Here is a 22,840-nt window from a genome sequence, read left to right on the forward strand (position 1 = left end):
CAGCGCCCGTGCTGTCCTCGTCAACATAGGGACTGTCCAGATCACCCGTTGCACCCGCACGGGCGCCATAGGCGGATGCCGTGCTGCCCGAGGCATAGGAGCTGGCCTCGTGACCGCCCCAGCCTTCGGAACACCAGCTTTCGGCACGTTCGTCGAGATTCACGCTGCCCTCGTCATCCAGGATGTCCATGGGGGTCTCATATTCGCCGCCGGTCACCCCACTCACGATCACCAAGTAGCCGCGCGAAAGCCTTTCGGCATAGGTGCAGCGGTCCTCGTCGGGAAAGAAGAAGTCGCTGAGACTGTCCCAGAAACCCTTGCGATCACCCTGACACCGGTCCTGAAGCGCCTTGCTGCATCATCTCTGGTCACCCGCGCCTGCGACGACGCCGATGAGCGCCTTATGCGCACTGCGCTGACCAGCTCTGGCCGCAATCTGCGCACAAAGCTGGCGGACGTGCCAGACTGCGTGGAGGAGGCCACGGGCTTGACCAAGACCGAGATTCGCGAACTTTAGTGGCAATGCGCCGTGTCCGGCAGCATCTGGATCGACACTGACCCTGCCCGGATCTCTACCGGGGTGATCAACAGGAAGGTATCTTGCAGACAGTCGTCCTGAAGAAAGTCAAGACGGGAGTGAGCGTCGCGTTTTCCTGTCAGCCCTGGTATGTTGCTGATCTTCAGCCGACAGCAGCACGATCCCGGGTGACCATGGTCAGCGACAAAGGCCTCAAGCACCGCCTCTATGTCGCAGACAAGCCGCAGGTGCTTGCGAGGACGCTGGCATCCGCTCTCAGGAACCATAAGGCGAGTGACAGCGGCTCGCAAAAAAGCAAATGTCCAGTTTGAACAGTGGTAATCCCCCTTTTGCGAATTATCTATTGTCGCCGGGCCTCAAAATTCTAACGCTGCCATGATCATGAAGCGCGTCATCCTCACTGACTCTCAGACCAAAGTTTCTCGGCTTTTCGAGAGCCCGCCATGGCGGCTTGGTCGAATTAAAGAGACAAAGGACAGCAACATCTTTGAGGTCCGCATGGTCCACGAAGACGGCAAGATACTTGTCATCAACGTCAATGCCGATCGCATGTCGCTTACAAACAGGTTCAAGAGCTGGTGATCACCTATACGCTGCAGAATGCAGTTCGTTAGAGAGGAATTCTATCTGCTAGGCCTAATTGCATGTCACGAAAGGGGATGGATTAACGGTCACTCCATTCGCTTTCCGAGTATTGTCAAACGGCAGGGATGCGGACCTACCGGTCATTTGCTGAGTGGGCGTTGCAAGCGATAGCTCTTTATCGCCATCGGCACACCTGCATCAGTCTGCTTGCACCCAGGTGTGCCGATGGGGCCGCTGTACTGCGGTTTTCTCAGGCATCGCTTTCGGTAAAAACTTCCTCCCGACGCTTGCGGATCTGGGGCAGGAAGACCAGCACCAGAATCGCCAGCGACAGCAGCAGCAGCGTTGCGCTGATCGGACGAGTCAAGAACGTGGTAGGGTCGCCCTTCGACAGGATCATGGCGCGGCGCAGGTTCTCCTCCAGCAGCGGGCCAAGGACAAAGCCCAGCAGCAGGGGCGCGGGCTCGCAGCGAAGCTTGGACAGGACATAGCCAAGCAGGCCGAAAAACGCGACCGCAAACAGGTCGTAGGGGTTCGAGTTGACCGAATAGACCCCAATCGAACACATCGCCATGATGATCGGGAACAGCACGTAATAGGGCACGGTCAGCAGCTTCACCCACAGCCCGATCAAGGGCAGGTTCAGCACCACCAGCATCAGGTTGCCGATCCACATCGACGCGATGATGCCCCAGAACAGCGCGGGCTGTTCGGTCACGACATTCGGCCCCGGCACGATCCCCTGGATGATCATCGCCCCGATCATCAGCGCCATCACCGGGTTCGCCGGGATGCCCAGCGTCAGCAGCGGGATGAAGCTGGTCTGCGCCCCCGCGTTGTTGGCCGATTCGGGACCGGCGACGCCGGCCAGGGCGCCCTTGCCGAATTCGCCGGGGTTCTTCGACAGCTTCTTTTCCACCGTATAGCTGGCGAAGGAGGCCAGGATCGCCCCGCCGCCGGGCAGGATCCCCAGGACCGACCCGATGCCGGTGCCGCGCAGGACGGGGCCGACCATCTGGCGGAATTCCTCGCGGTTGGGGAACAGGCGGGTGATGTTCTTGGTCATCACTTGGCGGTCGTGTTCGTCTTCCAGGTTGCGCAGGATCTCGGCGATGCCGAAGACGCCCACGGCCACGGCCACGAAGTTCAGCCCGTCCGCGAACTGGTTCATGCCCATCGTGAAACGCGGCGCGCCGGTATAGACGTCGGTGCCGACCATGCCCAGCAGCAGGCCCAGCACCACCATGGCAAGCGCCTTCAGCACCGATCCATGGGCAAGCGCCACCGACATCACCAGGCCCATGACCATCAGGCTGAAATATTCGGCCGCCCCGAATTTCAGCGCGATGGTCGTCAGGGGCGGCGCGAAGATCGCCACCAGGAAGGTCGCTACGCTGCCCGCGAAGAATGACCCCAAGGCGGCAGTGGCAAGTGCCGTTCCGGCCCGCCCGCGCTTGGCCATCTGATAACCATCAATGGCCGTCACGGCGGAGGAGCTTTCGCCCGGCATGTTGATCAGGATCGCCGTGGTCGATCCGCCGTATTGCGCCCCGTAATAGATCCCCGCCAGCATGATCAGCGACGAGACGGGTTCCAGCTGGAAGGTGATGGGCAGCAGCATGGCGATGGTTGCCGTGGCGCCGATGCCCGGCAGCACGCCGATCAGCGTGCCCAAAAGCACGCCGATCAAACAGAAGGCTAGGTTCGCCAGCGACGAGGCGACACTGAAGCCAAGCGCAAGGTTGGATAACAGGTCCATATGTGCCCCCTCAGACCGGCAGCCAGGGGCCGAAGCGCCGGAACGGCAGCCCCAGGCCATAAGAGAAGATCAATGTCGACATGATGGTGACGATGATTGCCAGGATCAGCGCGGGTAGCGGTCGCATCCGCACCGATGCCTGGCTGGCTATCAGCGTGGTGATGAAGAGGGCGGGCACGAAGCCCAGGCCGCGCACCGTCAGGCCGAAGAAGATCGGCGCAGGCAGGATGAACAGGATGCCCCTCCAGGCGATGCGCCCGAAGGGCTCGTCATCGGCGCGCCCGAAGGCCTTGAACAGGATCACCGCGCCCAGGATGAACAGCAGACCCGACAGGACCATCGGAAAATAACCCGGCCCCATCCGCAGCGATGTGCCGATTTCCATTTGCAGGGCCTGCCAGCCGAAGAAGCCCCCCAAGGTCATGAAGAACAGGCCTGCAGCAATATCAGTTTGGTCTTTTGGTTTCGTGGACATGGTGCCTCCCCGCCGCATGCCGCCAACAAACCCGCCGCCTCGATGGGCGGCGGGCGCATGGATCAGTTCGCCGGAGCGTCTGCCAGCAGCTTGGACCAGCGTTCGATCTCGGAGGTGAAGCGCTCGTCCATGGCCGCAGGGGTGGCCAGATCGGCCGCGACCGGAGTGGTGCCCAGCGTCGCGAGACGGTCAATCACATCAGGATCGGCAAGGGCCTTCTGCAGAGCTTCGGACAACCGGTTGCGCACATCGTCAGGCGTGCCAGCCGGTGCCCAGATGGCGTGCCATGCCGAGAGGTTGAAGCCTTCGAGGCCACTTTCGGCCAGGGTCGGCGTGTCCGGCAGCAGGGCGATCCGCTCCGGCGTGGTCACCGCATAAGGCTTGATCTCACCTGCCTTGATCTGATTGGCCGTGTTGGTCGTCTGGTCGCACATCAGGTCGATCTGTCCGCCCAGCAGATCGGTCATGGCCGGGCCGGTGCCCTTGTAGGGAACAACGGTGAACTCGATCCCGGTCGCCTCGCTCAACTGCCGTCCACACAGATCGGACACCGAGCCGACACCCGCCGTCCCAAAGGTCGCGCCGGTTCCCTCGCCCTTGAGCCAGTCTAGAAGACCGGCCACATCGGCCGCCTCCAGATCCTTGCGGCTGACAAGGGTCATCGGCACGTCCGTCACCAGGCCGACCGAGGAAAAGGCTGTGTTGGTGTCGTAAGGGAGGTTGGGATAAAGCGCGCCGAAAGTCGACACGCCCACATGGTAGAGCAGCAGCGTATAGCCATCGGGCTCGGCCTTGGCGACGCGTGCCGCGCCCAGCGATCCCCCTGCACCGCCCATGTTCTCGATCAGCACCTGCTGGCCGAACTCGGCGCTCATCTTGTCGGCAATCAGCCGGGCAACCGTGTCGCTCGGCCCACCGGCCGCCGCGGGCACGACAATGGTGATGTTCTGGCTCGGATAGTCCTGCGCCATGGCCGCACCGGCCATAAAGGGCAGGATGCCCAAAACCACTTTCGTTGTAACCTTGAACGTCCTCATCAATCTCTCCTCCGTGTTGATGTGGAATGGTGTCTTGCCGCGATCAGCGCAGGATGGTTCTCCCGGCGTATTCTGCCGTGGCGCCCAGCATCTCCTCGATGCGGATCAGCTGGTTGTATTTCGCAAGCCGGTCGGACCGGGCCAGGCTGCCGGTCTTGATCTGGCCGCAGTTGGTGGCGACCGCCAGATCGGCAATGGTCGCGTCCTCGGTCTCGCCTGACCGGTGGGACATCACGCTGGTATAGCCGTTGCGGTCGGCCAGGCGCACGGCGTCCAGCGTTTCCGACAGGGTGCCGATCTGGTTGACCTTGACCAGCAGCGAATTGCCGCAGCCCTTAGCGATGCCTTCGGCCAGACGCGCGGGATTGGTCACGAACAGGTCGTCGCCCACAAGCTGGACCGATGCCCCCAGACGGTCAGTCAGCAGCTTCCAGCCGTCCCAGTCGTCCTCGGCGCAACCGTCCTCGATCGACAGGATCGGATAATCGGCGCACAGCGCGGCCAAATAATCCACGTTCTCGGCCGAGGTCAGCGACTTGCCCTCGCCCTTCATCTCGTACTTGCCGTTCCTGAAATATTCGGTCGAGGCGCAATCCAGCGCCAGCATGATGTCGTCGCCGGGCTTGTAGCCGGCTTTCTCGACCGCCCGCAGGATGAAGTCCAGCGCGTCGCGGGCCGAGGACAGGTTCGGCGCAAAGCCGCCCTCATCGCCGATCCCGGTCGAAAGGCCTGCCGCCGACAGTTCCTTTTTCAGCGTGTGGAACACCTCGGACCCCATGCGCACGGCGTCGCGGATGTTGTCCGCGCTGACCGGCATGATCATAAATTCCTGGATGTCGATGGGGTTGTCGGCATGTTCGCCGCCATTGATGATGTTCATCATCGGCACCGGAAGGATCCGGGCACCCGTGCCGCCGACATAACGATACAGCGGCTGGTTCGTCGCATCCGCCGCGGCCTTGGCCACCGCAAGCGACACGCCCAGGATCGCGTTCGCGCCCAGGCGGCCCTTGTTCGGGGTGCCGTCCAGTTCGCACATCATCGCGTCGATGGCGCGCTGTTCGGTCGCATCCTCGCCGATCAGGTTCTCGGCGATCTCGCCGTTGACGGAGGCCACGGCCTCCAGCACGCCCTTGCCCATATAGCGGGCCTTGTCGCCGTCGCGCTTCTCGACCGCCTCATGCGCGCCCGTGGATGCGCCCGAGGGCACGGCCGCCCGGCCCATCGTGCCGTCTTCCAGCGTCACATCGACCTCGACGGTCGGGTTGCCGCGGCTGTCCAGGATCTCTCGCGCGAAGATGTCGATGATGGCGGTCATGCTTTGCCTGCCCCCAAGGGTGTGACGCGAATGCTGTTGGTTGTGCCAGGCACGCCGAAGGGAAAGCCGCAGACCACAACGATGCTGTGCCGGTCATCGCCAATACCAAGGCGCAGGACCGCTTCCTCGGCCATGATCGGAACCGTGTCGTGATCGCTCACCTCATCATCGACCAGCGAACGGATGCCCCAAACCAGGGCCATGCGTCGCGCAACCGCCGGGTCGGCGGTCAGCAGCACCGTCGGGCGCGGCGAGCGGTGCGAGGCGATCCGCCGTCCAGACGCGCCGGTCGAGGAGAAAGCCACAATGGCTGGGGCTTCAAGGGCACCCGCGAGGTCCACGGCTGCCGCCGCAATGGCGCGGTTTGCGGTATCTGCCTGGGGGGCCGTGGCCTGCAGTGAGGCCGCATAGAAGGGATGCGTCTCGGTCCGGCGGATGATGCGGTCCATCATCGTCACGGCCTCTGCCGGGAATTGGCCCGAGGCGGTTTCGGCCGACAGCATCACTGCATCCGCCCCGTCATAGATGGCCGTTGCCACGTCGGAGGCTTCGGCCCGCGTGGGCGTGGGCGTGGTAATCATCGACTCCAGCATCTGGGTAGCCACGATCACCGGCCGGTCGAGCTGGCGGCAGAGGCGGATGATCTCCTTTTGCCGGCCCGGCACGTCCTCGGGCGGGATCTCGACGCCGAGATCGCCGCGCGCGATCATCACCGCATCCGCCTCGAAGACGATCTGCGGCAGGCTGTCGAGCGCCGAAGGCTTCTCGATCTTGGCGACCAAGCCTGCGCGGCCCTGGATCAGAGCTTTAGCCTCGACCAGATCCTCGGGCCTCTGGACAAAGGACAGCGCCACCCAATCGACGCCGAGCGACAGACCGAACTGCAGGTCCGCGCGGTCCTTCTCGGTTAGGGCGGGCAGGTCAACCACCGTGTCGGGCAGGTTCACTCCCTTGCGGTCAAGAAGACGGCCGCCTGCCACTACGCGTGCAGTGATGGTCTCGGCATCATGGTCAACCGTCTCCAGCCGGATGCGGCCATCGTCGATCAGCAGTTGATCGCCGGGGCGAACGGCCGCGAAGATCTCGGGATGCGGTAAGGGGATCTCGCCGGCGCCAAGGGTCAGGGTCAGTGTCTCGCCCACCAGGACCTCACGCGGGCCACCGGAGAGTTGCCCCAGTCGGATCTTCGGTCCTTGCAGGTCCTGCAGGATGCCGATGGGTTGACCGAACTCGGCCTCCAAGGCGCGGATCGCGTCAAAGGCCTGCCGGTGATCGTCGTGGCTGCCATGGCTGAAGTTCAGCCGAAAGGTGTCGGCACCGGCGAGAAACAGGCGGCGCAGCATCTCGGGGCTGCGGCTTGCCGGACCAACGGTCGCAAGGATCTTGGCGCGGCGCGGGCGCAGCGCGGATGGGGTCTGGATGTTCATGGGATAAGAACCGCCCTGAAGTCGTTGACATTGGTCAGGGTCGGCCCGGTCTTCACCAGATCGCCGATCCTGTCGAACAGGCTGTAGCTGTCATGCGCGGCCAGCACGGCACGCGGATCAAGTCCGGCAGCACGGGCGCGGGCCAGCGTATCGGGAGTAATGATCGCCCCCGCCGCATCTTCACTGCCGTCAATGCCGTCGGTGTCACCTGACAGAGCATGGATGCCTGGCAGGCCGTCCAAAGCGACCGCGAGCGCAAGCAGGAACTCGGTGTTCCGCCCGCCTTTGCCCGGCTTGGACGCGCCGATGGACACGGTGGTCTCGCCTCCAGACAGCAGCACCGCCGGACCTGTGACTGGAAGACCATGCAGGGCGGCGCTGCGGGCGATGCCCGCCATGACCTGACCGGCGGCAGCGGCCTCACCCTCGATGGCATCGCCCAGGATCAGGGGCGTCACACCCGCCGCCTTTGCAATCTCCGCAGCCGCTTGGAGCGCCAAAAGCGGCGTGGAGATCATACGATAGTCTGCCTCAAACGCTGGCAAGGGCTCGGGCGCTTCCAGCAACAAGCGCCGTGCGGCCTCGGGCAAATCAGGACCAAGCATTTGAGCCACATCGGACAGATCTGCGTCGGCCTCGGGGTCATGGACCGTCGGTCCCGAAGCAATGGCCAAGGGGTCGTCGCCGGGCACATCGGAAATCGCCAGTGTCACCAGTTTCGCCGGTGCTGCCGCCAAGGCCAGTCGCCCGCCCTTGATGGCGGACAACCTGCGCCGCACCCGGTTCATCATCGAGATCGGCGCCCCGGAGGCCAGGAGCAGCTTGTTGACCTGCATCTTGTCTGCCAGCGTGAGGCCCGGTGCCGGCGCCGTCATCAGCGCCGAGCCGCCACCCGAGATCAGCGCCAACACCAGATCGTCGGGACCAAGCCCCCGCACCGCCGCAAGGATCCGTTGCGCGGCATCTGCCCCCGCCTGGTCGGGGACAGGATGGGAGGCCTCGATGACCTCAATGTTCCGCGTTGGAACCGCGTGGCCGTAGCGGGTGACAACCACGCCGGTCACATCAGACCATTCCGCCTCGACCGCGCGGGCCATGGCGGCGGCGGACTTGCCCGCCCCCACCACGACGACCCGGCCACGGGGACGTTCAGGGAGATGGCGCGCGACCGTCTTCGCCGGATCGGCGCTGTCTACCGCAGCGCCGAACAGGCGCTTGAGCAGCTCTTGGGGGTCGTGCGCCATCGTCAGCCTCAGATGTTGGCGCCGCGGATCGCGTTGCAGACCGCGTCCGTGACTTGCTGGGTATTGGCCGTGCCACCCACATCCGGGGTCATGACGCCATCGGCGCAGACCTGCTCGACCGCGGTCATCAGGCGCTTGGCGGCGTCAGCCTCGCCCAGGTGCTCCAGCATCTGCGCGGCGGTCCAGAAGGTCGCGACCGGGTTGGCGATGCCCTTTCCGGTGATGTCGAAGGCAGACCCATGGATCGGCTCGAACATCGAGGGGAAGCGGCGCTCGGGGTCGATGTTGCCGGTAGGCGCGACGCCCAGGGAGCCTGCCAATGCGCCTGCCAGGTCCGACAGGATGTCGGCGTGCAGGTTGGTGGCAACGATTGTGTCAAGGCTCTGCGGGTTCTTGACCATGCGCACGGTCATGGCATCGACCAGCATCTTGTCCCAGGTGACGTCCGGAAAATCTTTCGACACCTCGGCTGCAATCTCGTCCCACATCACCATGCCATGGCGCTGCGCATTGGACTTGGTCACGACCGTCAGCAGCTTACGTGGCCGCGACTGCGCCAGCGTGAAGGCATAGCGCATGATCCGGGTGACGCCGACGCGGGTGAAGATCGCGACCTCAGTGCCGACCTCTTCGGGGAAGCCCTTGTGGGCGCGGCCGCCATGACCGGAATACTCGCCCTCCGAGTTTTCGCGCACGATCACCCAGTCCAGGTCGCCGGGTCCGACATCCGCCAGCGGTGACTGGATGCCCGGCAGGATCTTCGTGGGCCGAACATTGGCATACTGGTCGAAGCCCTGGCAGATCGGCAGGCGCAGACCCCACAGGGTGATATGATCGGGCACATCAGGAGCACCCACGGCGCCGAAGAAGATGGCATCAAAAGCCTTCAGTTGCTCGGGTCCGTCCTCTGGCATCAGCGCGCCGGTCTTCTTGTAGCGGTCCGAGCCCCAGTCGAAATGGGTGACATCGAAGGCGAACTTGCCGTCACGCTTGGCCAGGGCTTCCAGAGCCTGCAGGCCTGCGGCGATCACTTCCGGGCCGATCCCGTCTGCAGGAATGGCGGCGATGCGGTAGGTGCGGGTGTCAGCGGACATGTTGGAGGCTTTCTGTGCAATGGTCATGGCTCAGCCTTTTTGAATGGCGGTGGAGGTAGGAGCAGGAACGTCTTTGCGTGCCGTGCCTGCAATGATCAGGGTGACGATGGCCGACAGGACGAGAAGGCTGGCGACGAAGTAGAGGCCCCACTCGAAGCTTCCCGTGCTTTCCTTGATCAGGCCGATAGCATAGGGACCCACAAACCCACCGAGGTTCCCAAGCGAGTTGATCGTGGCAATGCCGGTTGCGGCAGCCGATCCCGACAGGAACATGGTGGGCATAGACCACAGTGGCGGCTTGGCGGCACTGACGCCGGCATTCACCAGCACCAGAGCCAGCACGACCGCGACCAGAGACACAGCAAAGCCTGCAAAGAACAACCCGAGGCCAGCAGCCAGGCAGGCGAGCGTCACATGCCAGGTGCGTTCGCCGGTGCGGTCGGAGTGGCGCGACCAGGTATACATGGCGATGACGGCGAAGATCGGCGGGATGGCGTTGACAAGGCCGGTCTGGAACGAGGTCAGGCCAAGTGCATTCAGCATCTGCGGTGCCCAGATCCCCAGCGTGTAGAGGCCAGCGGACGTCCCGAAGTAGACCAGCGACAGCGCCAGCACACGGGGGTCGGTCATGCCCTTCAGGATCGAGTGGCTGGCCCCGGCCTTGTCCTTGGCCGCACGTTCGGCATTCATGGTGCCGGACAGCCATTCGCGCTCCTCAGGCTCCAGCCATTTGGCCTTTTCCGGGCGATCAGTCATGTAGAACAGGACGACGACACCAAGAATAAGTGCGGGGATTGCCTCCAGCACGAACATCCACTGCCAGCCGTGCCAGCCCGCAAGACCGTCCATCTCAAGCAGCGCGCCCGAGATTGGCGAACCGAGCGCAACTGAGATTGGCGCGGCAGCCATGAAGAGTGCTGTTACCTGGGCGCGGCTCTTCGCCGGGAACCAGTAGCTGAGATAAAGGATGATCCCCGGGAAGAACCCGGCCTCAGCGGCGCCCAGCAGAAAGCGCAGAATATAGAAGCTGGTCGGCCCTTGGACGAAAGCCATGGCCCCCGAGATCAGCCCCCAGGTGATCATCACCCGTGCGATCCACAGTCGAGCACCAAACTTTTCCAAGGCCAGGTTCGAGGGCACTTCGAACAGGAAGTAGCCGATGAAGAACAGGCCCGCCCCGAAGCCGAAGATCGAGGGCGACAGGCCCACGTCCTCGTTCATGTGGATGGCGGCAAAGCCTACATTCACGCGATCAAGGAACGCGATGAAGTAGAGCAGCATGATGAAGGGAATAATACGCCATGAGATTTTTCTCATGACGCGCTTTTCGAGCGCATCGCTCATGTGATCCTCCCGGATATGGAAAGCGCTCTCCTCAGCGCTTCTCGAAAATACCAAACCGGCCGGTCTTCCCTCAATCGTTCAAGAACTGTATACTGAAATGATATAATCTGGTGGCATCACGTGGACATAACTCGGTGGTATCATGGATTTGAAGCAGTTGCGTTGCGCCGTTGCAGTGGCCGACGAGATGCATTTCGGCCGTGCAGCTGCCCGATTGGAGATGATGCCCGCCGCTTTAGGGCGTTCTGTCAGACAGCTTGAAGACGGCTTGGGTGTGCAGATCTTCGAGCGCACCACGCGTTCAGTGATCATCACCTCCGAAGGATTGCGGGTTCTAAAAGAGGCCCGTGTCCTACTGGACCAAGCGGACGCTGCAGAGACCCGTTGGCGCAAGCTGGGCCGGAAGGCCGGTCAGGTGCTGCGGCTTGGTGCCATCGACACGGCCGCCAGTGTGCTGGTGCCGCGGCTTCTACAAGCCGTCCATGCTGTTCATCCAGACCTGCGCATCCAACTGATCGAAGAACGGTCGATCAAGCTCATCCCCCGGCTTCTGGCTGGCCGTCTCGACCTTGCCCTTGTCAGGCCGGGGTTGAAGCCATTTCATCGGCGTTTGCGCGGACATTTGCTGCTGCACGAAAGCCCGGTCGCGGTCCTGCCGCCCGATCATGCCTTGTCCGGTCGGGAGAGCGTCAAAATACAAGATTTGGCAGACACTCCGCTGATCGTCCCAGACCGGCAGTCGCGCCCGCACAGCTATGACCTGGTCCTAGCGCTATTTGAGCAGGAAGGTATCGAACCGCACATTATCCAGAACGCCGATGAAAAGCAGACCATGCTGAACATGGTGGCTGCAGGAATAGGGGCCGCGATTGTGCCGCGGTGGTGGTCTGGGCTTGTGCCGCGTGGGGCGCATGTCTGTGCCTTGGACATAAGCCAAGACAATTTCCGTGCTAAGCTGCCACTACATGTCGTCTGGCCTCGCGACGTACGCGATCCCTCGCGCGATGCCGTGGTCGAGGTCTTACTGTCGATCACTGACGAACTTTCGGCCTTGGCCTGATCAGGGTTCATCGCGCTATGCCGCGAAGAACTTCATTACTTGGTGGATCACGCACCAGATGCTTCACTGTCGATAGTCAGGAGAGAATAAAGAAAACGGAGGCTTCCAAAAGGCGTACGCAAGGGGATGGTTCAGCGGACACTCCCTCAGCTCTCCTTGAGGCGATGCCAACTGTCAGCTATGCGGACAAAGCGGTTATCGATGGCTACTACTTTCTCGCTTACGATGCAGATTGTTAGCCATGCACATGAAGGCCAAGATCACGCAATCGGTTCTGAAAGGACAATAGCCCCTCATGGCTCAGAAGGTTCGCGATGCTTTCATGGTGCAGGGTCGTGCCTGCGAGCAGCTTGGATCACCTTTCATGGCTCGACTGATGCCGCTCATCGGGGAGAGGCTTACCAAGGAGAATGCGGTTGGCGCCCGATGCCTGGATTGGGAGGGCGAGCCTGGCCCATCGGGAAACTCGGTGCCACTTCGCCTTGCCGGGGCACTGCATGGCCTTGTCCTGGACGGCAGCACACCTACGCTTGCTGGAGTGTATCCGCCTAACGTCACCACAGACGATATGCTATGGGCAGAGGTGGAACGAACCATCCGCGTTCATGAAACCCGCATCCTCGACTGGCTTGGCCGCGCACCACAGACCAACGAGGTGCGGCGGGCCGCAGCGATCGTGGCCGGCATCTGGTGGTCTCTGGGGGAAATCGGCAACCGGCCTCTCGTGCTGTCCGAGCTGGGCGCGAGTGCAGGGTTGAACCTGTCCCTCGACCGCTTCTCTGTCGCCATCGACGGTGTGGCGCATGGGCCTGAGGATGCAATCGTGCAGCTCGTGCCCGAATGGCGTGGAGCTTTACGCCCGAAACCTCGCCCCCTCAACATCGTGGACCGCCGTGGTGTCGACCTGGCCCCGCTCGATGCGGCAGATCCGGACGATGCGCTGCGGCTGCTTGCTTATCTTTGGCCTGATCAGCCAGAGCGCCTGACGCTAACTCGCGCGGCCATTGCAGTCGCGTCCACGTTACCTGATGCAGATGATGCGGCGCCCTGGCTTGCTCAGCGCTTGGCCAAGCCACGGCAGGGCATGCTGCATGTATTGTATTCTACTATCGCAGCGCAGTATTTCCCCAATGCAACGCAAGCAGCAATCGCAGATTACCTTGGTAAGGCCGGCCTCTCGGCGACACCTGACGCGCCGATCTTGCATCTGGCTCTGGAGGCGGACGCCCGGACGCCCGGTGCAGGCCTGACTGCAACACTGTGGGCCGGCAGTGGCCCAAAGCAGATGCACCTTGGTCGCGTGGACTTTCACGGGCGATGGATCGAGTGGTCGCCGAAAGCCGCAGATGCCCCGTGCTACCCGCTCATGGCGTGAGAGGCTGTTAGGGGCTCAAGCGCCGTGTCGCGGAAGAACTCCATCGGCTGAGACGGACGCCAGACCCTCCCTTTCTGCTCTGGAGAGGTAGGTAAAAAAAACGGAGATTTCCTTACCCAGAGCTCCAGGCCATCGTTGCTGTTGGTGAGCCCGGCAGTTCCGAGTAAATCTACTCAGTAAGGAAAACTAGGGAAGCTTACTTCCTCCTCATGATGACTTTTCTTACTGAAATCGCCCTCGGTCTTGATGATCGGCTATTCGCGGGTTTCCACCATTGAGCAGAACCTGACATGGCATTCGTGATCAATGGCAGATGCCACATTCAGCAACCAAGAGATCGACGCGAGGAGCCCAAATACGACGTAAGCTTTGGATTCAGCAAGAGCTCGGACCGTGCCCCGTCCAATCGCTCTCCAGCCCTAAGACGGCTCTTGAACGACGGAGGGCGATCGCCGGCGGTGCCGGCGATCACGGTCTAACTCAGGCAGCTTTTGCAGACTTGAGCGAGGCGTAGAAGGCGCTTTCGAAGTCCATGTAGCCGACGAAGGAGACGGGATCTCCGAATGGGAGAATCTGTGTCGCCCAGAAGCCTCCGAACCCGTTCGCCCGATCGATCCAGTAAAACAGGTTCGCGAGCCCCGCCCAGCCCAACGCCCCTGCCGGCCGACCTGTGGGGGCTGCCTCGTCGTTCACCATGAAGCTATAGGACCATGACTTCAAAAGGCCCGGGAAGAACTCGGCGTCGTTCGACAGGGACGGGATCACCCCCGGCAACATGCCGATCTTCTTCTCGCCAAGGTGGTTCTTCTCGGCCATCACCACCGTCTCGGGCTTCAGGACGCGCCCGTTCGGCCCCATGCCGTCGTTCAGCCACATGCGGATGAACTTCATGTAGTCGCCGACCGTGCCGTATAGGCCGTGCCCGCCCATGTGGATCTCGGGCCTATCGGGCAGCTCGAAGTCCATCGGCGTCAGCGAGCCGTCTTCCCCGCGCGCATGCATGCCCGCAAGCCGCTTGCGGAGACTGTCGTTCAACTCGAAGGTCATGTCTTCAATCCCGAGCGGCTCGAAGATCCGACTCTGGAAGACTTCGCCCAGACGCTTGTCGGTGATCCCCTCGACCACCTGCCCGCACCAGTCGATGTTGGTGCCGTATTCCCACTTGTCGCCCGGGTCGAACTGCAAGGGCGTCATCAACGAGGCCTTCGATGCGGTGATGACGCTGGGCTGGCCCTTCTCCTGCGCAAGCCGGTTGTAGGTTTCGGAGAAGAAGTCGTATCCAAAGCCGGCGGTATGGAGCAGCAGGTGCTTCGTCGTGATCGGGCGTTTCGGGTCGCGCAGGATCGGCTCGCCGGCGTCGTCGAAGCCGTCGATCACCTTGAGCTTTCCGATATCGGGCGCGTAGTCGCTCGCCGGTGCGTCTAGGTCGAGCTTGCCCTCCTCGACAAGCTGCAACGCGGCCGTCGCGGTGATAGCCTTCGTGGTCGAGAAGATCGCGAAGACGTCGTCGGTGGTCATCGCCGTGTCACCGTCGATCCGGCGGACACCCGCGGCACCTTCGTAGATGTTCTTCTCGCGGTCCGTGACCATCGCCACGACGCCGGGCACGCGTGGATCGGACGTCACGACACCATTCAGGACGGAATCAGCGTTGAATTTGTGGCCCATGGTTTCCTCCCATTCTTTGAAGCCGGTCTTGGGAACGCCCCGTCGCGGGGACAGGGCGGTCTTGTCGTTTGCTGGATTTCAGGCGTCAGCGGGAACGCCGGCTTTGGTCATCGCGAAGGACGGATAGCCGTTCCGGGCCATCTCGTCGCATTTGTCGCGGTACGTGCCGACCCCGCCGGTATAGGACAGGACGCGGCGCGGTTTGCCCGGCACGTTGGACCCAGTGTACCACGAGTTCGTCTTCGCGATCAGCGTGGCATTCGCGGTCTCGTCATGGTGCTTGACCCAGTCGGACTCGCCTTCCTCCGTCGGCTCGATCACGTCGTGGCCGCTCGCCCGCATCGCTCCGATGCACTCCGTGATCCATTCGGTCTGCTGTTGCAGGCAGGTGGGCATGTTGCAGAGCGCGGCTGAAGGCGCGAGCGGCGCGCCGGTCATGAAGAGGTTGGGGAACCCGAACTTCATCAGCCCCATGGTGGTGCGGATGTCCTTGCCCCATTCTTCGGCGAGCTTCATGCCATTGCGGCCGGTGATGTCGATCCGCGCAAGCGCCCCCGAGCCGGCATCGAAGCCCACCGCCATGATGATCGTGTCCACCTCGTAGACGGTGCCGTCCTCCAACCTGACGCCTTCGGGCACGATCTCGGCGATCGGGTTATCACGGACGCTGACCGCCTCGACATTGTCGCGCAGGTAGGCCTCGAGGTAGTGTGTCTCGAGCGGAACGCGGTGTGTGCCGAAGCCGTAGTCTCCCTTTTTCGGCACGAGGATGTCGATCAGCCTCGGATCCTTCAGGCGGGCCCGCATCTTTTCCCGCACGAATTCGGAGATCTCCTCGCTGACCTCTTCGTCGAAGAACATTTCGGCGAAGGAGGCCAGCCAGAGCTTCAGCGATCCGTCCGCATGAATCTCCTCCAGCACCTCGCGGCGCAGCTCGGGCGTCAGGTCGGCCCACGTGTTCTCGAAGTCGTGCTCGAAGCCCGTGAACGTGTGCGGGATATTGGCCTTCAGTTCGTCGAAGCGATCCTTGTACCATGCCGCTTCACCCGGCCCGTATTTGGGGTTCTTCATCGGCAGTACGTATTGCGGCGTGCGTACGAAGACCGTCAGGTGCTCGACCTCGGGTGCAATGGTCTGGATCACCTGGATGCCGGTCGCCCCGGTGCCGATGACGGCGACGCGCTTGCCTTCGAGGTCGAGACCGCCCTTTGGGTAGCGCCCGGTGTGGACGATCTTGCCCTTGAAGCTGGCCTGCCCGGGGAAGCGGTCCTCCAGCGGAGCGGAAAGCATCCCGGTGCAGCCGATCAGGTAGCGCGCGAGGACGGTATCGCCCTTGTCGGTTTCCACGGTCCAGAGGCCGGTCGTCTCGTCGAAGCTGGCATTTGTGATCGTGGTCGAGAAGGAAATGTCACGGCGGAGGTCAAGCCGGTCGGCGATGTAGTGCATCCAGCGTTCGATCTCGCGCTGGCCGGGGAACCGTTCGCTCCAGGTCCAGTCCTTGTAGAGGCTTTCGTCGAAAAGATACTGGTATATGTAGGCTTCGCTGTCGAACTTGGCACCCGGGTAACGGTTCCAGTACCAGGTGCCGCCGACGTCCTTCGCGGTGTCGCACGCGTGGACCTTGAGGCCCATGTCGCGAAGCTGGTGCAGCTGATAGAGACCCGCGAAACCAGTTCCGATGACCAATGCATCGAGTTCGGCGGGCACAGGTCTGCGATCCGCCACGGTGGCGGTTTGGTTAGAATCTAGCATGATTTCCTCCGAGCTGGCCGCAACCGCCTCCTGCCGGTCACGGGCTGTGCCGTAGTGTCGACCCAATCGGTCTTCGTCGCGGCACCCGGTCAGCTTGGCAGTGCTGCAGGTCGCCGATCTTGAACGAACCGCAACCAATCTTTGTATGTTTCTGTCGCCCACTCAGTGCGCGCGGCGACGGAACTCGCCAGGCGGCATGCCAAACTCCGAGGAAAACATGCGCGTAAGGTGGGCCTGGTCGCAGAAGCCGCAATCGGACGCGATTGCCTTGATCGGCAGTTCGGTGGTGGCCAGCAGGCGACGGGCCCTTTCGAGCCGGCGAGCCTTCACGAAGGCATAGGCCGGCATGTTGAAGCTGCGGCGGAATTGCCGGGCGAAGAGGCAGGGAGTCATATTGAGAGCGTCGGCCATCACCTTGAGGTCGAGCGGCGTTTCAATCTCCGTCTCGATGAACTCAACGATACGCTTTTCCTGCTGAGGGGTCAGGACGCCGGTGCGCTCAGGCTCAAGCTGGCGTACGGAGGCGTAGCGGCGCAGGAGATGAATGATGAGACCGCGTGCCACGGTGTCGACGTAGAGTGAACCGCCCAAAGCGCGGTTTCGTGCTTCGCCGGCAATCGCATCAGCCGCACTCGACATGACCGGGTCGTCCACCCGAAGCACATCGTCGAGGGTGACCTCGCTGACCGCGCAATCCATGACCTCGCTCGCCACCTCGGCGACCATTTCGCCCGAGAGATAAACGTGGGTCACGTCGATCGGCTCGTGCCAGTTCCAGTAGGCCTGCTGCGCCCGCGTCAAAAGCGAAGCCGCGCCCGGTCCCAGAGTTTCCTTCTTCCATCGGCCATCGAAACGACGCTGCATCGGGGTCGTGCCGGTCCTGTAGCTCACGAGCATGAAGTCGCGCATCGCGGGTACGACGACATCTTGGCCTTGGTAGTGATAGGATCTTAACGCGACCCTCTTCCAGTTCTGTCCATCGCTGGCCAGAAGCACCTTTCCCGGAACCCACTCCGGCAATTCCTCAAAGGGAATCAACCCTCCCACCAAGCCGATCCTCCATCTCGACAGTCGTTGGGTTCAAAGTTCTGAGTCGAAAAGCCGATGAAGTCCCTCGGCGGCTACCAATGGCGTTCATATCCTCTCACTCTAGCAAGCGAGATGATTCACCGCTATTCTACTTTCCGCTCAGTTTAAGAAGCGAGGTAAGCATGCAGAGCGCTCGCGATTGTAAGACCTCACTACGCCTGAGCGAAAGCTATTCACACCTTCACTGACCTGGAAAAGTCGCGTGTTTTGCGGGCTGCTAGTTACGCGTGAAGCCAAGAAGCAAACGGCGGCTTCGTCCGCATAGCGACACATATTCTAGACCCGCGGCTCACCGCTTCGAGTCCTTTCCCGATAGCGTCCGAAAGGGATCCCGATGACGGTCGGCGGCTCGGCAGTATCTTGAGCACGGTTCTTCAGCTGCCTAAGCACCGTGTCATCACTGACCCCAAGGCCCAAGCGGTGCAAGAGCCGCTCGGCAGGCCGCCCGCCGGTCGCGTGCCCAAGATGGCTGACAATTTCCCCGACACGCGAAGTGCGCCGCGCAAAAGGACGCGCAATCGAGCCGATCTGGTCCGAGAAAGTCCGGCGCGGGCAGGCGGGTGCCAAACATCGCCAACGGCAAACCCAGAGGGTTACCGTAACCCCGTCACCATGGGCGGGATAATCCTGCAGCCGCCTACGCCGCCAGCCGTGACGACGTCGCGATTGCAATCCACAGTCTGGGCAGATGCCGTTTGGTGTCAGACTGCCGGATACAGTCCACCCGCCGGAATCGCGCCGCTCAACGCTTTGAACGGAAACATCGCTACCGGGCGACCAGTGCTTCCTTGAAATCATCACTATCCCTCCTGAATCTTCCCGTTCTCAGGATAGTGCGCCACACAGATTGAGGCAGAGCCCGGCCATGGCCGGTCGCCCGACGTTCAGATGTTCAGAAACTTATAGGCCACCCGCGCCAGCGTTTCGGGGGTGATGGGCTTGTAAAGCAATTCGACGGATTGCCGCGCCGCCTGCTGGGCCAGCGCCACGGATCGTTCCGCCGTCATCAGGCATTTCGCCGGCCGGCCCGGCAACAGCGGTTCCATCGCGGCCAGACAGGCCAGCCCGTCCATCCCCGCGCCCAGCCGGTAATCGACAAGGCACAGATCGGGTTCGACCCCGGTATCCCGCAACAGCGCCAGCGCATCCTCGCCCGAGGGCACGTCCAGCACGTTGATGCCCCATTGTTCCAGCAATTGCGACAGGGCCAGCGTGACCTCGGCATCGTTCTCGACGATCAGCGCGGTCATGTCGATGATCTCGTCGGGCGCTGCGGGGGCGGGGGCGCTGCGGTGCAGCCGGTGATCGCCCTGCCGGGTCGAGGCCAGCTCGACCGAAAAGGTCGAGCCACAGCCCGGCGCCGATCGCAGGTCCAGCCGGTGGCCCAGCAGCGATGCGGCGCGTTCGACGATGGCCAGCCCCAGCCCCAGCCCCTCGGCGGCGCTGGCCTTGGCATCCAGACGTTTGAATTCCTTGAAGATATCCTGCTGGTCGCCGGCGGCGATGCCGCGCCCGGTATCGCGCACCTGGATCAGCTGGCGGTCGGGCCGGCGGCGGGCGGTGACCAGAACCCGGCCCCGATCGGTATAGCGGATCGCATTCGAGATCAGGTTCGCCAGAATCCGCCGCAGATAGATGCGGTCGGACACCACCGTCGCATGGGCCGGGCGGATGATCAGCTCGATCCCCTTTGCCTCGGCGACCGGGGTGAATTCGTCGCGCAACTGGTCGAACAGTGGCCGCAGCGAGATCGGCTCGATCGTCAGCGCCGCCTGACCGACCTCGAGCCGCGAGATATCCAGCAGGGCGCCCAGCAGGCCGCTGACCGAATCGAGCGAGCGCTGCACGTTTTCCAGCTTGGCCCGCTGCTGCGGCGGGGCCACGTCCTCGATCAGCGACCCGACATAGAGCGTGGCCGCCGACAGCGGCTGCATCAGGTCATGGCCCACCGCCGCGACGAAACGGATGCGGGACGCATTGGCCCGTTCGGCGCTGGCCAGCGCGTCTTGCAGTTCCAGCGTGCGTTCGATGACCCGCGCTTCCAGCGTTTCATTGGCGCGGCGGATGGCCAGCATCGTATTGCGTTCTTCGGTGATGTCGTCGATCGACATCACGAAGCCACCATCGGGAATTTCCTGCGCATAGATGGCCAGCGCGCGGCCGCCGCCATCGCGGGTCACCTCGACCTTGAAACTGTCCTTGCGGCGGACCGAGCGCACCCAGTCGACCAGCCGGTTGACCCCCTGATGGGTCGGGAATGACAGTTGCGCGCGCAAGTGATGCAACAGGTCATCGACCAGCAGACCGGCGCGCAGCCGGGCACGCGGGATCGCCAGCATCTCGCCCAGACGGGCATTCCAGCCGATCAGCCGCAGCCGCGCGTCAAAGATGCACACCCCCAGCGGCACATGGTCCAGCGTTGCCTGCAACACGGCGGTCTGGTCATCCAGCAGCCGTCCGCGCTCGGCCCGCTCGCTGAGGATCAGGTCGGTCACGTCGGTTTGCAGGATCGCGGTGCTGCCGTCGCTGGTGCGCTGTTCGGACACCTGCACCCAGCGGCCGTCGGCCATGCCCTGGGTCAGGATGAAATGGCGTTCGCTGTGGCGCTTCTTGCGCATCTCGATCCAGCCGTCGCGCGTCATGCCCGGCGGGATGACGAGATGGCGCGAACTGGCGACGAGGTGCAGATAGTCGTCAAAGCCAAGACCCGGCCGCAGCCGGTCGACGATATCGGGCAGCAGCGCGTTGAAACGGGCATTGCACAGGATCAGCCGGTCCTGCGGATCGAACAGGGCAAAGCCTTCCTGAATGGTTTCGATCGCCGCCGACAGGTTCTGCCGCGCCAGTTCCTTTTCGCGGAATGCATCGGCCAGTTGCGCATTCGACGCGTTCAGCAGGTCGAGCGCGCGTTCCAGATCGCGGGTGCGGGCGCGGACCTCGTCCTCCAGCACGGCGGCGCGTTGAAACTGGGCATAGCCGGCGCCGCTGTCCTCGGGCAGGTCCTCGACATGGCGGATCAGCGCCTGGGTGATGCGCACCAGCTTTTCATGGCGCCGATCCGGGCTGTCGCCGGGCGCCATCATCCGTTCGACATCGGTCGGCAGATCCGTGCGCGCGCCGGTCATGGGGTGCCGTCCGGCCCGTAAAAGGCGATCCCGGTCAGCGTCTGGTTGACATGCATAGTGCCGATCTGTTCGCCATAGGTGGAAAAGCCCGTGACGCGGTTTTCGGCCAGGATGCGGCTGACCTCGGTCGTCTGCTGCATGCTTTCGGCAGCGATCCGGCGAAAGATACAGTCAAAGCCCAGCACCATCCGGGGCGTGCGGTCGCGCCGCAGATCACGCATGACGCCGCCCAGATGCGCGGCCAGATCGCTCTCGGCCGACAGGGTCAGGACCATGCCCTCGGCCACGGCGCCAAAGAAGACCAGCGAATCTTCCGGCCCGACATGGCGGATGGCGCGGACATGGTGGCGACCGCCGGCGCGGACCAGAACCGGGCGGGTGGCGAAGATTTCGGGCCCGAGGCTGTCGACCGGGCGGTCCAGCAGCCGCGCATATTCGCGCGCCGCCGGTTCGTCATTGATGCGCAGCACGGCGCGGTTGACCGGATCGGCGCTGGTCACCACCATCTGGGTGCGCGACGGGCAGGTCGCGTCAAAGGAAAACACCCGGAACGGCGCCCGCGCACGCAGCAGGCAAAGGACCGCCGCGCGGGTGCGGATCTTGCCATCGGCAAAGACATGGGTGCGCACCAGCTGGCGGTCGTCGCCGGCCGATCCGCCCACCGTCGGCATCGGCCCCAGCCCACCGGCCAGTGCGGCGATCAGCTGTTCTTCATGGCCCGACAGCCCGTCAACCATCAGGATCGCCAGCTCATGCGCGAAATCCCCGCGGCGGCGGTGCAGCGCCTGCCGCGCACGGCGCAGCCGGGCGATGACGTCGCGGCTGTCGACCGCATCGACCGGGTCGATCAGCACGGTTTCGGCGGCAAAGCCGGCGGCGGGAAAGCCGACCGCGACCAGATGCCCGTCGGCATAGCCGGTTTCGCAGATTTCGCCTGCCGTGGTGCAGCCGGCGATTTCGCTGCGCGGGAAGGTCTCGGTCGCGCGGGCCAGGATCGCGTCCATGTCAGCGGCGCGGGCGGCAAACAGGATGATCAGCGCAAAGGGGCCGGGCCCAAGCGCGGCGGCCAGCCGCGCCACCGGGTCGGGATCATCCATCGGCACGGATGCGCGGCACGGGGCCAGCACGTCTTTCGCGCCCTCGCTGCCGGGGGGTGGCGGGTTAAGTGTTTCCTCCGGCATCATTCAACAGCCCCGTCATCTTCGCGTCCCGCGCCATCAGCACCGCCTGCGTTCGCGAGGTGACGCCCATCTTGCGCATGATCGCGGTGACATGCGCCTTGACGGTTGTTTCCGCTATGGCGAGCTCATGCGCAATCTGCTTGTTCATCTTGCCCTCGCAGATCAGGTCAAGAATCCGCGCCTGCTGATTGGTCAGTTGCGACAGCCGGCGGATCGCGGTGTCGCGCCCGGATGGCGGCATCGCGTCCAGTTCTTCGTCAGTGGGCAGGTCGGGGGCATAGATTTCCCCCGCCGCCAGCGCCTGAAAGGCGGCCTTGAACACCTCGCGGCGGGAATGTTTCGGCACGAAGCCCGCGGCCCCGGCGGCCAGCGACGCCCGCACGACCCGCGTTTCATTGACCGATGTGACAAGCAGGATCGGCGTCTGCGGCGCGATCCGGCGCAGCGTGATCAATCCTTCCAGCCCGTCGACATCGGGCAGGTTCAGGTCCAGCAGCACGACATCGAAACTGCCGCCATCGGTCAGCATCCCGGCCGCCTGCGTCAGGTTCTCGGCATGCAGGACGGTTTCGATCCCCGACACCGATTGCAGCGTCATGGCCAGCGCGTCACCGAACAGCGGGTGATCCTCGATGATCAGCGCGGTGCGAAAGGCGGCATCGGCCTCGGGTGTCGGAATTGCGCTGGTCGCCATGGCAGGCCCTTTGGGTTGGAGGGATGGGTGACGTTTTGTCTAGGTTGTGTCGTGCGCTGCGCCGAGCCGTAAATT

General features: G+C 63.3%; 20 protein-coding genes. 4 read left to right on the forward strand and 16 right to left on the reverse strand.

The window, feature by feature from the left end; translation table 11 throughout:
- Positions 1 to 190: hypothetical protein (locus RAH32_RS10245; protein WP_306607773.1), on the reverse strand; the 190-nt coding region annotated here is incomplete at its 3' end.
- A 410-nt stretch (positions 191 to 600) separates the two neighbouring features.
- Between RAH32_RS10245 and RAH32_RS10250 the strand changes: the two genes are divergently transcribed.
- A complete protein-coding gene (locus RAH32_RS10250) occupies positions 601 to 849 on the forward strand; it encodes a hypothetical protein (RefSeq protein ID WP_306607774.1) in 249 nt (82 codons plus the stop codon).
- 70 nt (positions 850 to 919) lie between these two features.
- Positions 920 to 1,120 (forward strand): hypothetical protein, encoded by a 201-nt coding sequence (locus RAH32_RS10255; RefSeq protein WP_306607776.1) that lies wholly within the window; start codon positions 920 to 922, stop codon positions 1,118 to 1,120.
- Positions 1,121 to 1,373: 253 nt separating this feature from the next.
- Here the strand turns inward: RAH32_RS10255 and RAH32_RS10260 are convergent, their stop codons facing one another.
- Genes RAH32_RS10260 through RAH32_RS10295 form a run of 8 tightly spaced genes read right to left on the reverse strand, consistent with a single transcriptional unit; the run spans position 1,374 to position 10,821 of the window.
- The gene (locus RAH32_RS10260) at positions 1,374 to 2,882 is read right to left on the reverse strand and encodes a tripartite tricarboxylate transporter permease (protein ID WP_306607778.1); all 1,509 of its coding nucleotides are present in this window, start codon (positions 2,880 to 2,882) and stop codon (positions 1,374 to 1,376) included.
- Between the two features lie 10 nt (positions 2,883 to 2,892).
- Positions 2,893 to 3,375, reverse strand: a complete 483-nt coding sequence (locus RAH32_RS10265; RefSeq protein ID WP_306607779.1) for a tripartite tricarboxylate transporter TctB family protein — start codon at positions 3,373 to 3,375, stop codon at positions 2,893 to 2,895.
- Positions 3,376 to 3,419: 44 nt separating this feature from the next.
- Positions 3,420 to 4,394: a tripartite tricarboxylate transporter substrate-binding protein gene (locus RAH32_RS10270; RefSeq protein WP_306607781.1), complete on the reverse strand. Its 975-nt coding sequence runs from the start codon at positions 4,392 to 4,394 to the stop codon at positions 3,420 to 3,422.
- 43 nt (positions 4,395 to 4,437) lie between these two features.
- The gene (gene eno, locus RAH32_RS10275) at positions 4,438 to 5,712 is read right to left on the reverse strand and encodes a phosphopyruvate hydratase (RefSeq protein WP_306607783.1); all 1,275 of its coding nucleotides are present in this window, start codon (positions 5,710 to 5,712) and stop codon (positions 4,438 to 4,440) included.
- The gene (gene pyk / locus RAH32_RS10280; protein WP_306607785.1) at positions 5,709 to 7,139 is read right to left on the reverse strand and encodes a pyruvate kinase; all 1,431 of its coding nucleotides are present in this window, start codon (positions 7,137 to 7,139) and stop codon (positions 5,709 to 5,711) included. Before pyk ends, eno begins: the two co-directional genes overlap by 4 nt.
- Positions 7,136 to 8,383: a glycerate kinase type-2 family protein gene (locus tag RAH32_RS10285; protein WP_306607787.1), complete on the reverse strand. Its 1,248-nt coding sequence runs from the start codon at positions 8,381 to 8,383 to the stop codon at positions 7,136 to 7,138. Before RAH32_RS10285 ends, pyk begins: the two co-directional genes overlap by 4 nt.
- An 8-nt stretch (positions 8,384 to 8,391) precedes the next feature.
- The gene (locus RAH32_RS10290; protein ID WP_268942659.1) at positions 8,392 to 9,504 is read right to left on the reverse strand and encodes a tartrate dehydrogenase; all 1,113 of its coding nucleotides are present in this window, start codon (positions 9,502 to 9,504) and stop codon (positions 8,392 to 8,394) included.
- A gap of 3 nt (positions 9,505 to 9,507) precedes the next feature.
- Positions 9,508 to 10,821 (reverse strand): MFS transporter, encoded by a 1,314-nt coding sequence (locus RAH32_RS10295; protein ID WP_306607790.1) that lies wholly within the window; start codon positions 10,819 to 10,821, stop codon positions 9,508 to 9,510.
- Between the two features lie 142 nt (positions 10,822 to 10,963).
- Here RAH32_RS10295 and RAH32_RS10300 point away from each other — a divergent pair, with 142 nt between their 5' ends.
- Together RAH32_RS10300 and RAH32_RS10305 are read left to right on the forward strand one after the other, a co-directional pair.
- Positions 10,964 to 11,881: a LysR family transcriptional regulator gene (locus tag RAH32_RS10300; RefSeq protein ID WP_306607792.1), complete on the forward strand. Its 918-nt coding sequence runs from the start codon at positions 10,964 to 10,966 to the stop codon at positions 11,879 to 11,881.
- A gap of 295 nt (positions 11,882 to 12,176) precedes the next feature.
- Entirely contained in the window at positions 12,177 to 13,256 is a 1,080-nt protein-coding gene (locus tag RAH32_RS10305) for a DUF2332 domain-containing protein (RefSeq protein ID WP_306607793.1), read from the forward strand.
- 480 nt (positions 13,257 to 13,736) lie between these two features.
- Here the strand turns inward: RAH32_RS10305 and acmB are convergent, their stop codons facing one another.
- The 7 genes from acmB to RAH32_RS10340 all read right to left on the reverse strand — a co-directional run bounded on the left by acmB (position 13,737) and on the right by RAH32_RS10340 (position 22,765).
- Entirely contained in the window at positions 13,737 to 14,924 is a 1,188-nt protein-coding gene (gene acmB, locus RAH32_RS10310) for a methyl acetate hydrolase AcmB (RefSeq protein ID WP_101753547.1), read from the reverse strand.
- A 78-nt stretch (positions 14,925 to 15,002) separates the two neighbouring features.
- Positions 15,003 to 16,676 (reverse strand): flavin-containing monooxygenase, encoded by a 1,674-nt coding sequence (locus RAH32_RS10315; RefSeq protein WP_306607797.1) that lies wholly within the window; start codon positions 16,674 to 16,676, stop codon positions 15,003 to 15,005.
- 162 nt (positions 16,677 to 16,838) lie between these two features.
- Positions 16,839 to 17,723, reverse strand: coding sequence for a helix-turn-helix domain-containing protein (locus RAH32_RS10320; protein ID WP_306608195.1), 885 nt, complete (start codon positions 17,721 to 17,723; stop codon positions 16,839 to 16,841).
- 318 nt (positions 17,724 to 18,041) lie between these two features.
- A complete protein-coding gene (locus tag RAH32_RS21525) occupies positions 18,042 to 18,563 on the reverse strand; it encodes a transposase family protein (protein ID WP_373429704.1) in 522 nt (173 codons plus the stop codon).
- An 86-nt stretch (positions 18,564 to 18,649) separates the two neighbouring features.
- Positions 18,650 to 20,890, reverse strand: a complete 2,241-nt coding sequence (locus RAH32_RS10330) for a hybrid sensor histidine kinase/response regulator (protein ID WP_306607799.1) — start codon at positions 20,888 to 20,890, stop codon at positions 18,650 to 18,652.
- The gene (locus RAH32_RS10335; RefSeq protein ID WP_306607801.1) at positions 20,887 to 22,074 is read right to left on the reverse strand and encodes an FIST N-terminal domain-containing protein; all 1,188 of its coding nucleotides are present in this window, start codon (positions 22,072 to 22,074) and stop codon (positions 20,887 to 20,889) included. The genes RAH32_RS10330 and RAH32_RS10335 overlap by 4 nt, the downstream gene beginning before the upstream one ends.
- A complete protein-coding gene (locus tag RAH32_RS10340) occupies positions 22,052 to 22,765 on the reverse strand; it encodes a response regulator (protein ID WP_265502434.1) in 714 nt (237 codons plus the stop codon). The genes RAH32_RS10335 and RAH32_RS10340 overlap by 23 nt, the downstream gene beginning before the upstream one ends.
- Positions 22,766 to 22,840 lie beyond the last annotated feature (75 nt).

This window comes from Paracoccus yibinensis (genome assembly GCF_030846195.1).
Classification (GTDB): domain Bacteria; phylum Pseudomonadota; class Alphaproteobacteria; order Rhodobacterales; family Rhodobacteraceae; genus Paracoccus; species Paracoccus yibinensis.

What these genes read in the sequence shown, in the direction of transcription:
- RAH32_RS10265 (WP_306607779.1), bottom strand. Translation starts at nt 3,375, where the DNA reads ATGCGGCGGGGAGGCACCATGTCCACGAAACCAAAAGACCAAACTGAT.
- eno (WP_306607783.1), bottom strand. Translation starts at nt 5,712, where the DNA reads ATGACCGCCATCATCGACATCTTCGCGCGAGAGATCCTGGACAGCCGC.
- acmB (WP_101753547.1), bottom strand. Translation starts at nt 14,924, where the DNA reads ATGGGCCACAAATTCAACGCTGATTCCGTCCTGAATGGTGTCGTGACG.
- RAH32_RS10295 (WP_306607790.1), bottom strand. Translation starts at nt 10,821, where the DNA reads ATGAGCGATGCGCTCGAAAAGCGCGTCATGAGAAAAATCTCATGGCGT.
- RAH32_RS10255 (WP_306607776.1), top strand. Translation starts at nt 920, where the DNA reads ATGAAGCGCGTCATCCTCACTGACTCTCAGACCAAAGTTTCTCGGCTT.
- RAH32_RS10315 (WP_306607797.1), bottom strand. Translation starts at nt 16,676, where the DNA reads ATGCTAGATTCTAACCAAACCGCCACCGTGGCGGATCGCAGACCTGTG.
- RAH32_RS10290 (WP_268942659.1), bottom strand. Translation starts at nt 9,504, where the DNA reads ATGACCATTGCACAGAAAGCCTCCAACATGTCCGCTGACACCCGCACC.
- RAH32_RS10285 (WP_306607787.1), bottom strand. Translation starts at nt 8,383, where the DNA reads ATGGCGCACGACCCCCAAGAGCTGCTCAAGCGCCTGTTCGGCGCTGCG.
- RAH32_RS21525 (WP_373429704.1), bottom strand. Translation starts at nt 18,563, where the DNA reads ATGATTTCAAGGAAGCACTGGTCGCCCGGTAGCGATGTTTCCGTTCAA.
- RAH32_RS10335 (WP_306607801.1), bottom strand. Translation starts at nt 22,074, where the DNA reads ATGATGCCGGAGGAAACACTTAACCCGCCACCCCCCGGCAGCGAGGGC.
- RAH32_RS10340 (WP_265502434.1), bottom strand. Translation starts at nt 22,765, where the DNA reads ATGGCGACCAGCGCAATTCCGACACCCGAGGCCGATGCCGCCTTTCGC.
- RAH32_RS10330 (WP_306607799.1), bottom strand. Translation starts at nt 20,890, where the DNA reads ATGACCGGCGCGCGCACGGATCTGCCGACCGATGTCGAACGGATGATG.
- pyk (WP_306607785.1), bottom strand. Translation starts at nt 7,139, where the DNA reads ATGAACATCCAGACCCCATCCGCGCTGCGCCCGCGCCGCGCCAAGATC.
- RAH32_RS10300 (WP_306607792.1), top strand. Translation starts at nt 10,964, where the DNA reads ATGGATTTGAAGCAGTTGCGTTGCGCCGTTGCAGTGGCCGACGAGATG.
- RAH32_RS10260 (WP_306607778.1), bottom strand. Translation starts at nt 2,882, where the DNA reads ATGGACCTGTTATCCAACCTTGCGCTTGGCTTCAGTGTCGCCTCGTCG.
- RAH32_RS10305 (WP_306607793.1), top strand. Translation starts at nt 12,177, where the DNA reads ATGGCTCAGAAGGTTCGCGATGCTTTCATGGTGCAGGGTCGTGCCTGC.
- RAH32_RS10270 (WP_306607781.1), bottom strand. Translation starts at nt 4,394, where the DNA reads ATGAGGACGTTCAAGGTTACAACGAAAGTGGTTTTGGGCATCCTGCCC.